12 protein-coding genes are annotated in these 12,094 nt (G+C 51.3%); 10 read left to right on the forward strand and 2 right to left on the reverse strand.

Annotated features, from left to right (window positions below; genetic code table 11):
* Positions 1-23 precede the first annotated feature (23 nt).
* Positions 24-341 carry an iron donor protein CyaY gene (cyaY, locus tag ACYVIC_RS15060; RefSeq protein ID WP_460861274.1) on the reverse strand — a complete coding sequence of 106 codons (318 nt, stop codon included), beginning with the start codon at positions 339-341 and terminating at the stop codon, positions 24-26.
* Between the two features lie 71 nt (positions 342-412).
* Here cyaY and lptM point away from each other — a divergent pair, with 71 nt between their 5' ends.
* Genes lptM through xerC form a run of 5 tightly spaced genes read left to right on the forward strand, consistent with a single transcriptional unit; the run spans position 413 to position 4,259 of the window.
* Positions 413-601, forward strand: a complete 189-nt coding sequence (lptM, locus tag ACYVIC_RS15065; RefSeq protein ID WP_460861275.1) for an LPS translocon maturation chaperone LptM — start codon at positions 413-415, stop codon at positions 599-601.
* Entirely contained in the window at positions 588-1,844 is a 1,257-nt protein-coding gene (gene lysA / locus ACYVIC_RS15070; protein WP_460861277.1) for a diaminopimelate decarboxylase, read from the forward strand. Before lptM ends, lysA begins: the two co-directional genes overlap by 14 nt.
* Positions 1,845-1,856: 12 nt before the next feature.
* Positions 1,857-2,687 (forward strand): diaminopimelate epimerase, encoded by an 831-nt coding sequence (dapF, locus tag ACYVIC_RS15075; RefSeq protein WP_460861279.1) that lies wholly within the window; start codon positions 1,857-1,859, stop codon positions 2,685-2,687.
* Positions 2,684-3,340, forward strand: coding sequence for a DUF484 family protein (locus ACYVIC_RS15080; RefSeq protein WP_460861280.1), 657 nt, complete (start codon positions 2,684-2,686; stop codon positions 3,338-3,340). The genes dapF and ACYVIC_RS15080 overlap by 4 nt, the downstream gene beginning before the upstream one ends.
* Complete coding sequence (xerC, locus tag ACYVIC_RS15085) at positions 3,327-4,259, forward strand: tyrosine recombinase XerC (protein ID WP_460861282.1); 933 nt, start codon at positions 3,327-3,329, stop codon at positions 4,257-4,259. Before ACYVIC_RS15080 ends, xerC begins: the two co-directional genes overlap by 14 nt.
* Positions 4,260-4,299: 40 nt before the next feature.
* On the opposite strand, the gene ACYVIC_RS15090 is transcribed toward xerC, so the two are convergent.
* Complete coding sequence (locus ACYVIC_RS15090) at positions 4,300-4,746, reverse strand: DoxX family protein (protein ID WP_460861284.1); 447 nt, start codon at positions 4,744-4,746, stop codon at positions 4,300-4,302.
* A gap of 160 nt (positions 4,747-4,906) precedes the next feature.
* On the opposite strand from ACYVIC_RS15090, the gene ACYVIC_RS15095 reads away from it, so the two are divergent.
* The 5 genes from ACYVIC_RS15095 (at position 4,907) to ACYVIC_RS15115 (ending at position 11,780) form a co-directional block, all read left to right on the forward strand.
* Positions 4,907-5,824 carry a LysR family transcriptional regulator gene (locus tag ACYVIC_RS15095; RefSeq protein WP_460861286.1) on the forward strand — a complete coding sequence of 306 codons (918 nt, stop codon included), beginning with the start codon at positions 4,907-4,909 and terminating at the stop codon, positions 5,822-5,824.
* A 2-nt stretch (positions 5,825-5,826) separates the two neighbouring features.
* Positions 5,827-6,528, forward strand: coding sequence for an HAD-IA family hydrolase (locus ACYVIC_RS15100; protein ID WP_460861289.1), 702 nt, complete (start codon positions 5,827-5,829; stop codon positions 6,526-6,528).
* A gap of 109 nt (positions 6,529-6,637) precedes the next feature.
* A complete protein-coding gene (gene uvrD, locus ACYVIC_RS15105; protein WP_460861291.1) occupies positions 6,638-8,809 on the forward strand; it encodes a DNA helicase II in 2,172 nt (723 codons plus the stop codon).
* A complete protein-coding gene (locus ACYVIC_RS15110; RefSeq protein WP_460861293.1) occupies positions 8,810-10,885 on the forward strand; it encodes a tRNA(Met) cytidine acetyltransferase TmcA in 2,076 nt (691 codons plus the stop codon).
* A gap of 100 nt (positions 10,886-10,985) precedes the next feature.
* Positions 10,986-11,780, forward strand: a complete 795-nt coding sequence (locus tag ACYVIC_RS15115) for a hypothetical protein (protein ID WP_460861295.1) — start codon at positions 10,986-10,988, stop codon at positions 11,778-11,780.
* Positions 11,781-12,094 lie beyond the last annotated feature (314 nt).

A 12,094-nucleotide genomic window follows, 5' to 3' on the forward strand; every position in this document is an offset into this window, starting at 1 on the left:
ACAGATCCCAAAAACAGCGGCGCCTAAGGCGCCAGATTAAGCGGTTTGCCCGCCTGCTTGGCAGCGGCATCGTTCAGCAATTGCCAAAACTCAGCGCCACTGCGGTTATCTATCCATTTGTCGCCGCGCAACTCAAAATGGTGGCCGTTAAATTTAGTTGCCAGCCACAATTGCTGCAGCGGCGGCTGCTTATTGAGAATAATCTTGCTGCCATCGGCAAAGCTGATACTGAGTAAGCTGCCGTGAGACTCATAATCCAGGTCGGCATCGGCATTTTCAACAGCCAGTTCTACCGCCAACATCACGCTGTCGGTTAATTCTTCATATTCCAGGTCATTCATCTGCTTCACCTGTTTGCTTTTATCGCTAAGGATGCGATTATAGACCGCAACCACCATAAAAAAATAACATCATGCACGCTTTTACAACCAAAGGTCCGCTGTTAACTGTCGCCGCTGTCATTTTGCTGTGCAGCTTACTAAGTGCGTGTGGTCAAAAAGGCCCGCTCACCTTACCACAACCGGCACCGGAAGTGGCAGAACCACAGCAAAACAACGCTAATCCAACCCAACAACCGGATGAACAACGTGGACCATTTTAATTATCAGCACAACCATCTGTTTGCAGAACAACAACCGCTTAGCGACATTGCCGGCCAATTTGGCACGCCTTGCTATGTTTATTCACGCGCTACCATTGTCCGTCATTATACTGCCTTTGCCGATGCCGCTGCAGCACATCCGCACAGCTTGGTGTGCTATGCGGTAAAAGCTAACAGCAATCTGGCCATTTTAAACCTGCTGGCCAAACTGGGCAGTGGCTTTGACATTGTATCCGGCGGAGAGTTGCGCCGGGTTATTGCCGCGGGCGGCGATGCGAAAAAGGTCGTATTTTCCGGCGTGGCTAAAACCGCCGACGATATGCGCTTTGCGCTGCAGTTGGGCATTAAATGCTTTAATGTCGAGTCGATTGCCGAGCTGGAGCGTTTACAGCAAGTCGCTAGCAGCATGGATAAAAAAGCCCCGGTGTCTATTCGGGTAAATCCGGATATCGATGCTAAAACCCATCCTTATATTTCTACCGGCTTAAAAGCGAACAAGTTTGGTATTGATATTTTGCAGGCGCGCGATATTTACCGGCTGGCGGCCAGCTACAGCCACCTGGATGTGGTAGGTGTAGATTGCCATATCGGCTCGCAATTAACCGAAACCCAGCCTTTTTTAGAGGCATTGGAAAAACTGCTCAAGCTGATTGACGAACTGGCCACAGATGGCATCAAACTGAGCCATATTGATATCGGCGGTGGCCTTGGCGTTACTTATGATAAAGAAACACCACCCTCGCCGGCCGATTACATCAGTAAAGTAGTGCAGCGGTTACAAAGTTACCCGCAGCTGGAGCTAATTATGGAGCCCGGCCGCGCCATTATGGCCAATGCCGGCGTTCTGCTAACCAAAGTAGAGTTTTTAAAACCCGGCCAGGAGAAAAACTTCGCTATTGTTGATGCCGCCATGAACGACTTAATTCGCCCGGCCCTTTACAGCGCCTGGCAAGCTATAGTGCCGGTGGATATTAGCAGCAGCGCCAGCCCTGCCGTATATGACATTGTTGGCCCGGTATGTGAAACGGGCGATTTTCTTGGTAAAGACCGCGAGCTGGCCATCGCCCAGGGCGATTTGCTGGCGGTGCGCTCAGCCGGTGCCTATGGTTTTACCATGAGTTCAAACTACAACAGCCGCCCGCGCGCTGCCGAAATATTGGTAGATGGCGATAAAGCACATTTAATCCGCCAACGTGAGCAGTGGCAGGATTTATGGCGTGGTGAACAGGTTGTCACCGAATAATTAAGGGCGCTGATGTTGTTACATTTTTCCAAAATGCATGGCCTGGGCAACGACTTTATGTTGGTCGATGCGGTAAGCCAAAATGTGTTCTTAACCAAAGAGCAAATCAAAGCGTTGGCCAACCGCTATACCGGTATCGGCTTTGATCAACTGTTGATGGTAGAGCCACCCTATGATCCCGAGTTGGATTTTCATTACCGTATTTTTAATGCCGATGGCTCTGAAGTTGAGCAATGCGGTAATGGTGCACGCTGCTTTGCCAAGTTTGTCCGCGCCCGCGGCTTAACCAACAAACATAAAATTGGGGTTAGCACAAAATCCGGTAAAATTACCCTGTACGTTGAAACCGACGGCCAGGTCACGGTGAATATGGGGGTGCCTCAGCTGGACCCGGCACGGGTGCCGTTTAAGGCGCAAAAACAAGAACTTACCTACATACTGCGTGCCGAAGAACATACTATACTGTGCGGTGTCGTGTCGATGGGCAACCCGCATGCGGTGGTAGAAGTAGACGAGCTCGACAGCGCGCCGGTACAGTTACAAGGCCCGCTGTTTGAACAACACGAACGCTTCCCCGAGCGCGCTAATATCGGCTTTATGCAGGTGTTAAACCCTGGTCATATTAAATTACGGGTATGGGAGCGAGGTGCTGGCGAAACACAAGCCTGCGGCACTGGCGCTTGCGCTGCTGTGGTGGTAGGCCAGTTGCAAAAGAAATTACAACAGCAGGTGCGGGTAGATTTACCCGGCGGCAGCCTGCATATTCGCTGGAACGGCCCGGGCCAACCGTTAAAAATGACCGGCCCGGCAGAACATGTATACGACGGACAAATATTGCTATGAATGATAGCCTGAGTAAGGATAAAGACCTGTTGGCCGCCCAAGTGGTGTACGACTATTTGCAGGACCACCCGGAATTTTTCCAACAGTACCCGCAGTTGCTGGCAAACCTGCGCTTGCCGCACCAACAGCGCGGCAGTGTATCGCTGGTAGAACGTCAGCTGGAGCTGCAACGCGGTAAAATTCAGGCATTGGAAGACGACATTACCCGGTTAATGTCGGTTGCACGACACAACGAGCTGATTTTTTTGGCGTTTAATCAGTTACAAGCGGGTTTATATCAAGCCAAAAGCCTGGCCGACGCTGAACAGAGTTTGCAGCAATTTACTGCTGCCATGCCACACGTCAGTGAATGCCGGTTGATCCGTTTAACCGACGAGCAAACTGCGGCTCAGTATCAGTTACTGCTGTCGCGCCGTTTAAATGCCGACGGAGTTTATCTGGGTCGGCTGAACAAAGAAGAGCAACAAAGCCTGTTTGCCAGCCATATTCACTCTGTTGCACTGTTATTAGTTCAAAGTGCCAGCCAGCCACTGGCGCTGCTGGCTTTTGGCAGCGAGCTGGATGACCACTTTCAACCGGCAATGGACAAATTGTTTATCGGCCATCTGGCGATCATTCTGGCCCAGCTGCTACCGGCTTATGACGCCGCCTGACAATACGCTGACACCGCAGTGGCAACAGCCACTGCAGGCTTTTTTGCACTACCTGCAGTTTGAACGTGGCTATAGTAGCAAAACCCTGGATAGCTATCAGCGCCAGCTGCAACAGTTGGCGTTAAGTATTACGGATAACGTCAGCCACTGGCTTAATGTCAGTGAAGCTCAGCTAAAGCAGCATATTATCGGCTTACGCCGCAGTGGTGCCAAACCGCGCACCATAGCGTTAAAAGTGGCGGCGCTGCGCAGCTTTTACCGCTATTTGCAGGCGCAGGGCCAACGCACGGATAACCCAGCGCTGTATTTATCAGTACCCAAGGCGGCGCGCAGCCTGCCAAAAAACCTTAATGTTGATCAGCTGAACCACCTGCTCAGTTTTGACAGCAAAGACGATATCCTCGCCTGTCGCGATAAAGCCATGCTGGAGCTGTTTTACTCGTCCGGTTTGCGCTTAGAAGAGCTGGTTAATGCCGATCTGCGCGATATCGACTGGCAACAACAATTGCTGCGCGTAACCGGTAAGGGCAGTAAGCAGCGCATAGTGCCGGTAGGGAAAATAGCGCTGCAGGCACTGCAGGAATGGTTAAAGCAGCGGCCGGCTTTTACTGCAAAGCTGCCGGAAGAGGATGCCAACGCCCTGTTTATCAGCAAACAACATAAACGCATCAGCACACGCCATGTGCGCGAACGGGTGCAGTTATGGGCCAAACAACAGGGTTTAAACCAGCACGTACACCCGCATATGCTGCGCCACTCGTTCGCCAGCCATATGCTCGAATCCAGCCAGGATTTACGCGCCGTGCAGGAACTGCTCGGCCACGCCAACCTGAGCACCACCCAGGTTTACACTCACTTAGATTTCGCGCACTTAGCTAAGGTATACGATAACGCCCATCCAAGAGCTAAGAAAAAATAAACGCCCGGCAGAACCGGGCGTTTTTATATACTACTCAGCCTTAGTTAAACCGCTTGGCCAGTGCGCTATCCAGTGAGGCTTTACCGGCGCCGCTAAACAGCAGTGACACGCTGGCGGCTAACAGGGCTAAGCCGAATTCGTAGCCGTTATTGCTCATAAACAGGCCGTTTGGCAGGTGCACTGCCACTATCGCCACTACCATAGCAATGCTTAGTGCCAGTGCCGCGGGGCGGGTTAACAGGCCCAGCACCAGAGCGATACCGCCGAAAAACTCTGCCGCGCCGGCTAAAAATGCCATAACGATACCGGGTGATAAACCTATGCTGTCCATCCAACCGCCGGTGCCTTCCAGGCCGTAGCCACCAAACCAGCCAAACAGTTTTTGTGCGCCATGTGCAGCAAAAATAATACCTACCGGTACCCGCAGTGCCAAAGCCGCAACACCGGCATTAGAAGTTAAGATTTTTTGTACGATTGAAGTTGCCATATTATCACCTGTCAAAATTGTTTAAAGTTAAGTTTACTGCCACTCGACAGCACACTTTGCGTCGATAAGCTAACTATAGCCGGATAATTTACCGTGTAAAAACACAATGTTTTGACTACACTGTTCAAAATATTTGAATTTAATTTTAGATAGGCCGGTTATGCAAAATGCTCTGAGTTTAGATGCGCTGCGAGCTTTAGACGCCATTGACCGCAAAGGCAGCTTTGCCGCAGCGGCAGAAGCGCTGTACAAGGTGCCGTCGGCACTGAGTTATACCATTGCCAAACTGGAATCAGATTTGGGCGTGGCGCTGTTTGACCGCAGCAAACAACGGGCGCAGTTAACGCCAGCCGGCCAGCTATTGCTGGAACAAGGCCGTACTTTGCTGCATGCTGCTAACCAGCTGCAAAATGCGGTAAAGCAGTTGGATACCGGCTGGGAAACACAGTTAGTCATTGCCAAAGACAGTATTATTCCTAATGCTCCACTGCTGGATGTGATTAGCCGGTTTTTACAGTTGGGCAAAATTACTCAAGTATTGGTAAAAGAGGAAGTGATGGCCGGCGGCTGGGAAGCGCTGCAAACCGAGCGCGCCGATTTAGCGGTAGGCGTATCCGGCGATTTACCCAAAGGCCAGTTTAATCTGTTGCCATTAGGTGAAGCAGAATTTGTCTTTGCGGTGGCTCCGCATCACCAATTGGCGGCGCTGGATCGTATTGTCGGCATTGAAGATGTACAGCAGTTTGCGGCTATTATCGTGGCCGACTCTGCGCTGGACGCGCCCAAGCGCTCGTCCGGCTTGTTCGATACCCGCCAGCGCGTTATTGTCAGTAATATGCAGGCAAAAATTGACGCGCAAAAACAAGGGCTGGGCATCGGCTTTGTGCCAAGCCATTTGGTTACAGCTGAACTGGCACGCGGTGAACTGATTGCCAAAGCCTGCAGTATACCCAGAGATAAAGTACCGGTGTATCTGGCATGGCAAAAGCACAGCCAGGGCCAGGCGCTAAATTGGTTCAGTCAACAGCTGACAGCAGTGCAGTGGCAACAAGTACTGCAACCAGCAACATGGTCATAAATATGCAATTATTTAAAGCACTTCAGCCGGTTAGCGTGTTGTCTTTTGATTTAGACGACACCTTGTACGATAACACGCCGGTAATTGCCGCTGCCGAGCAGGCAATGCTACAAGCGCTGGCACAACATGTACCACTAACGCAGAACACAGACAGCGAATTCTGGTGGCAACAGCGCCGCCTGCTAGCACATGGCAATCCTGCTATTCGCCATGATATCGGCCGCTGGCGCTTGCTGGGTATTGAAGCCGGCTTAACATCCCTCGGGCTGGCACAATGTGAAGCAGGCGAAATTGCGGAATTGGCCTACAGCGCGTTTCTGGCCGAGCGCACCCGCATTAACGTGCAGCCGCAGGTAAAGCAACTGCTGTCTGCACTGGCAAAGCGCTATAAGCTTATAGCCATTACCAACGGTAATGCCTGCATCAATAAAATGGGTATCGGCGAATTATTCGAATTCAGCTTGCAGGCCGGGCCGGATGGCCGGATGAAGCCTTATGCCGATCTGTTTATTGCGGCGGCAAAACGCCTTAATGTAGCACCGGCGCAAATACTGCATATTGGCGACAGCCACCGCGCCGATGTGATGGGCGCACTAAACGCCGGTTGTCAGGCCGCCTGGCTGGATCACTATCAAGGTTTCGTTAGCGTACTGCCGCATATCCGCCTGACGGACATTTATCAGCTTAAGCAAATATTGTTGTAGCCAGCTGCCTACACAACTGGTTATTTATCCACTAAAACCGGCCCACTTTACTTGGCGCATGGCACAGGGCTGCTATAATGGCCGCCATTATGCTTAGCGAGACTTTCTGATGGATGTATCTTACCTGCTGGACGGGCTGAACGATAAACAACGCGATGCGGTGGCGGCACCGCCGCAACACATGTTGGTGCTGGCCGGCGCCGGCAGTGGCAAAACCCGCGTGCTGGTGCATCGCTTAGCCTGGTTAATGCAGGTAGAACGGGTAGCGCCCTTCAGTTTACTGGCAGTAACCTTTACCAATAAAGCCTCGCAGGAAATGCGCAGCCGGATTGAAAGCACCATAGGCGTCAGTTTAAACAATCTGTGGATGGGCACCTTTCATGGCTTGTCGCACCGTATGTTGCGCGCGCATTATCAGGAAGCCGGTTTACCGCAGGGTTTTCAGATCATCGACAGTGATGATCAGTACCGGCTGGTAAAACGAGTTTTAAAAGCACTGAACCTGGATGAAAAGCACTGGCCGCCAAAGCAAATTCAGTGGTTTATTAATGCCCGCAAAGACGATGGCCTGCGCCCGGGCATGATAGACGCCGGCGGCGATTTTAGCCTGCAACAAATGGTAAAAATTTACGCCGCTTATCAGGACATGTGCGACCGCGCCGGTTTGGTCGACTTTGCCGAAATACTGCTGCGCAGCTTTGAACTGTTAAAGCAAAACAGCGAGGTACGCGGCCATTATCAGCAGCGTTTTCGCCATATCCTGGTAGACGAATTTCAGGATACTAATGCTATTCAGTACAACTGGCTACGCTTACTGGCTGGCAGCAGTGCCAAGGTAATGATAGTCGGTGATGATGATCAGTCTATTTACGGCTGGCGCGGCGCCCGGGTAGAGAATATCCAAACTTTCTTAAAAGACTTCCCCGATGTTGACACTGTGCGGCTGGAGCAAAACTACCGCTCTACTGAAACCATCTTAAAAGCCGCCAATGCGGTAATTGCCAATAACACCGATCGTTTGGGTAAGGATTTGTGGACCGACGGCGCTCAGGGCGAAGTGATATCACAGTACACTGCCTTTAACGAGCTGGACGAAGCGCGTTTTATTGTTGGCCGCATCCGCGATTGGCACAAACAGGGCGATCGCTTAAGCGAAGCCGCGATTTTATACCGCAATAACGCCCAATCGCGTGTACTGGAAGAAGCGTTAATTCAGGAAGGTTTACACTACCGCATTTATGGCGGCCTGCGCTTTTATGAGCGCCAGGAAATTAAAGATGCACTGGCCTACCTGCGCTTGCTGAATAACCGACAGGACGATGCGGCGCTGGAGCGCATTATTAACACCCCTGTGCGCGGCATTGGCGATACTACCTTAAACAAAGTGCGCGAATATGCCCGCGCCCAACAGCAAACGCTGTGGCAAAGCCTGCAACAGATGTTAGCGCAAAAACAACTGACCGGCCGCGCCGCCTCTGCCATTGATAACTTTATGCAGCTAATAGAGCAGCTGCATAGCCAGGTAACAGAGCTACCACTGCATGAACAAGCCGAACACGCCATTAAGCAGTCCGGTTTATATGCCATGTATCAGGCAGAAAAAGGCGAGAAAGCTGAAACACGGATAGAAAACTTAAACGAGTTGATCACTGCTTGTCAGAACTTTGATGAACGCCGCGCTGAGGATATGACTCCATTAGCAGCGTTTTTATCACAAGCCGCACTGGAAGCCGGTGAGTATCAGGCCGAAGAACACTCTGATGCGGTGCAGTTGATGACACTGCACAGTGCCAAAGGCCTGGAGTTTCCACTGGTGTTTATCTGCGGCCTGGAAGAAGGCATGTTTCCCAGCCAACAAAGTGGCGACGACCCGACCAGGTTAGAGGAAGAGCGCCGGCTGTGTTATGTCGGCATGACGCGGGCAATGAAAAAGCTGTATTTAACCCATGCCGAAAGCCGTCGTTTGTACGGGCAAGAGCAATATCATAAGCCGTCACGCTTTATCCGTGAAATTCCGGCAGAATACGTAGAAGAAATCCGCCTGACCACTCAGGTTAGCCGGCCCACCCAATTTAACCGCTTTGGTAGTGCCGCCTCGCATGTCGCCTTTGAAAATACCGGCTTTAAGCTGGGCCAGCGCGTACTGCACGATAAATTCGGCGAAGGCACAGTGTTGAACTATGAAGGCACCGGCAGCCAATCACGCATTCAGGTGAATTTTGACGATCTGGGCAGCAAGTGGCTGGTCACGGCCTATGCCCGGTTGCAGGCGGTTGGCTAAATGCCGTTAACTGCGCTGCTGGCTCAGCTACAACAGTGGCAGCAACAGGCCGCGCAGTTGCATATCCGCTTGCCGGTGATCTGGCAGGGCACAGAAGATGCCCTGCTGTCGCACACTACAGCATTACTCAGCACGGTTGGCTATAACAAGTTGTACTGGCTTGGCGCCGGGGCGCCGGCTGCTGCAATAAACTTAACCGGTAAACAAAATTATCAACTGCTGGGCAGTGAATGCGATGTGTTAGTGATCAATGCGCTCAGCGGCTTTAACGCTGATTTAGTCGCAGCTTCAGCCGGCTGCGTCAAGGCCGGAGGTATCTGGTTATTGCTCTGTCCGCCCTTCCGGCAGTGGCAACAGCAGGCTAATCCGGCGCACAAAAACCTGTTGCCTTACCCTGTTGATGCCGCTGAACATCAGGGCCATTTTGTCGCTTTTTGGCTACTGCAATTAGCCCAACAAAATGCCGTTGTCATTGACGGCGAACAGCTTAGCCGTCAGCTTAGCTGGCCCGCTGCAGCGCCGCTTAACAAAATAACCGCACCTTATATCAGTACTGAGCAGCAAACGGCAGTTGAGAGCATCATGCATGTGGTTCATGGTCACAGGCGCCGGCCTTTGGTAATAACTGCCGACCGTGGCCGAGGCAAATCTGCTGCGCTGGGTATCGCCGCCGCTCAGTTGGCTAGTTCGGGTAAGCAGATAATCATTACCGCACCGTCACCACTGGCAGCGCAAACCGCCTTGCAGCATTTTCAGCAATTAACCGACCCCGCGAAGCATCAGCTATTGCAGTTTGTGCCTTTTGACCAACTGCTGCGCAGCAACAACCGCGCCGATTTACTGCTGATAGATGAAGCCGCCGCGATACCAACGCCGGTGTTGCAGCAGCTGTTAGCCCGTTTCAGCCGTATAGTGTTTGCCACTACCGAACATGGCTATGAAGGTACCGGCCGCGGTTTTCAGTTAAGGTTCCAACAGCATTTAACGACACAGTGCCCGGGCTGGAAAAAGCTGCAATTGCAACAACCGGTGCGTTACCAGACCGCAGATCCGTTAGAGCAGCTGATCTTTGCCGGTTTCTTGCTGCAACAGCCGGTCGGCGAGCCAACTTACGCTGCCAATGCACCGCTAAATGTCGGCCACTATAAAGCCGCAGACTGGCTTAACACACCACTAAAGCTGCAGCAGGTCTTTCATCTGCTAAGCCAGGCCCATTATCAAACGCAAGTAAGAGATCTGGCTGCGCTGCTGGATAACCCTTTGCTACAGGTTATAACCCTGGAGCAGGATAATCAGGTACTGGCGTGCGCCTTAATCAGCAGTGAAGGCGAACTGGCACCGGAGCTGGCAACAGCGGTGTATCATGGCGAACGCCGTGTGCAGGGCCATTTATTGGCACAGAGTCTGGCATTTCATCTGGCTGAACCGCAATTGGCAAGCGTTGCACTGTGGCGGGTAATGCGCATCAGTGTGCAACCGGCGTTACAACGACAGCAGCTGGGGACTCAGTTACTGCGTTATATCAAACAAGCCGCGCAAAAGGCTGATGTGGCATACCTCGGCACTAGCTTCGGCGCGACAGCAGGATTATTAGAATTCTGGCAGCAAGGCGGTTATACGCCGGTACGCTTGGGCAGCAGCACTGACAAAGCCAGTGCTGAATATTCGATACTAATGCTGCAAGCTGTTACCGGCCCGGCTGAGATTTGCCAACGCCTGCAGCAGAGTTTCAGCGCCGCCTTATACAGTAATCTGCCATTACTATACCCGCAGTTAAGCGCTGAATTGGCCATCGCGCTGGCAACACCGCCAGAGCTGCCAGCACTCAGTGCGGCAGAGCTGGAGCAACTAAAGTTGTTTAGTGAAGGTAAGCGACCGTTCGAGCTAATCAGTCACCTGCTGTTAAGCTGGTTCAACGTACATTATCAGCGCCTACCGGCTGAACTGAGCAAACTGCTTTGCCCACTTTTATGGCAAGGGCTAAATTGGCCGCAGCTGTTACAGCTCAGCGGGCTTAACAATAGAAAAAGTTATATCGATTTAGTAGCCATCCAACTAAAATTTTGTTGGATCTGAACGCAGTCGGTCTGTACTGCAACTGCTCACACCAGTATTCACTTTCCTTTTTTATCAACACAGGCTAAGGTGCCGCCAGAATTATTCAGATAGCGCATTTATGTTAATTTTATTCCCTCTTCTTTCTACTTTGGTAGCCATTCCGGCAGCTGCCAGTGGTTATTCCACCTCTGAAAAACGTACGCTGCAATCAGCCGTCAGCAGCGTTTTGTACTCAAACGCTATTAATACGTTTTACATGCAATGCAAGGAACAACCGATAGAAGGGGAAGACGTTCGCAGCTTAACGGACAAACATCGCAGCAGACTGCTCAGTTTATTAAAACAAGCAGTACATAGCGATGAAATCGAGTGGCTGCTGAAATTTGACCAGAAACTAACCAGCACCAGTCTAAAGACGTTGATAACGCCGAGTAACTGTCAGGACGAAAAAGGTCTGCAGGCTATGTTAGATAGCTATGAAATAGCCTTGTTTTCGTTAGAAATAGCATTGCCACTTAGCCAGGCTATTAGTCAACCTAAAGCTGCTGTTAGCCGCAACAATCAGGTTGAGCAACTGATAAATCGCAGCACGGCTATCGCTCAAGTTGTTATTAGCAATAAACATCAGTTATCTGCTGTGCAGCAAGCCAATTTCTTGCATTTGGATTATCAAAGCCGGTTTATATTTAAAGTAGAGCAAGGCTGGAAAAAACCCGCTCCTGCCTATGTTGGTATGCACAAATATGTCGAAGATAGCCAACTGACAACTACAGCAAAACAATGGTTAATCTTTCTTGATCAGAATAACCATTTTATTAAAGCGATTGAATTAGATAAAGCAGGTGCTTATTTGAAAGCGCTGCAACAGCCGCACTGGCGTTTTGACTCTATGGGCAGCCTGCAACGATTCTAAACAGTGGAAATATCACCATCATCTTAGCTAAATAAGCCCGCATTGCGGGCTTTTTTACTTAATGGGGAGGCTGCGGGGCTGGCCTACCAGCGGTGAACGTCTGGCGGTGAACTACATTGCTCACCTCGTCCATGAGGTTCGCCGCTTCGCGGCCAGCCGTTGGCTGTCCCAGTTAGTTCCGGACGAACTGGTCGCATAGCGTTCGCTGGCTCGGGCAGGTTCACCACCAGGGCGACGCAAAGCAAAAAGCCCGACTCTTTCGAGACGGGCTTTTTACTTGATGAGGAGCCTGGCGGTGAACTACTCTCGCATAG

The sequence above is a fragment of the Rheinheimera gaetbuli genome (assembly GCF_054781935.1).

What these genes read in the sequence shown, in the direction of transcription:
- cyaY (WP_460861274.1), bottom strand. Translation starts at nt 341, where the DNA reads ATGAATGACCTGGAATATGAAGAATTAACCGACAGCGTGATGTTGGCG.
- lptM (WP_460861275.1), top strand. Translation starts at nt 413, where the DNA reads ATGCACGCTTTTACAACCAAAGGTCCGCTGTTAACTGTCGCCGCTGTC.
- ACYVIC_RS15090 (WP_460861284.1), bottom strand. Translation starts at nt 4,746, where the DNA reads ATGGCAACTTCAATCGTACAAAAAATCTTAACTTCTAATGCCGGTGTT.
- xerC (WP_460861282.1), top strand. Translation starts at nt 3,327, where the DNA reads ATGACGCCGCCTGACAATACGCTGACACCGCAGTGGCAACAGCCACTG.
- dapF (WP_460861279.1), top strand. Translation starts at nt 1,857, where the DNA reads ATGTTGTTACATTTTTCCAAAATGCATGGCCTGGGCAACGACTTTATG.
- ACYVIC_RS15100 (WP_460861289.1), top strand. Translation starts at nt 5,827, where the DNA reads ATGCAATTATTTAAAGCACTTCAGCCGGTTAGCGTGTTGTCTTTTGAT.
- uvrD (WP_460861291.1), top strand. Translation starts at nt 6,638, where the DNA reads ATGGATGTATCTTACCTGCTGGACGGGCTGAACGATAAACAACGCGAT.
- ACYVIC_RS15095 (WP_460861286.1), top strand. Translation starts at nt 4,907, where the DNA reads ATGCAAAATGCTCTGAGTTTAGATGCGCTGCGAGCTTTAGACGCCATT.
- ACYVIC_RS15115 (WP_460861295.1), top strand. Translation starts at nt 10,986, where the DNA reads ATGTTAATTTTATTCCCTCTTCTTTCTACTTTGGTAGCCATTCCGGCA.
- ACYVIC_RS15080 (WP_460861280.1), top strand. Translation starts at nt 2,684, where the DNA reads ATGAATGATAGCCTGAGTAAGGATAAAGACCTGTTGGCCGCCCAAGTG.
- ACYVIC_RS15110 (WP_460861293.1), top strand. Translation starts at nt 8,810, where the DNA reads ATGCCGTTAACTGCGCTGCTGGCTCAGCTACAACAGTGGCAGCAACAG.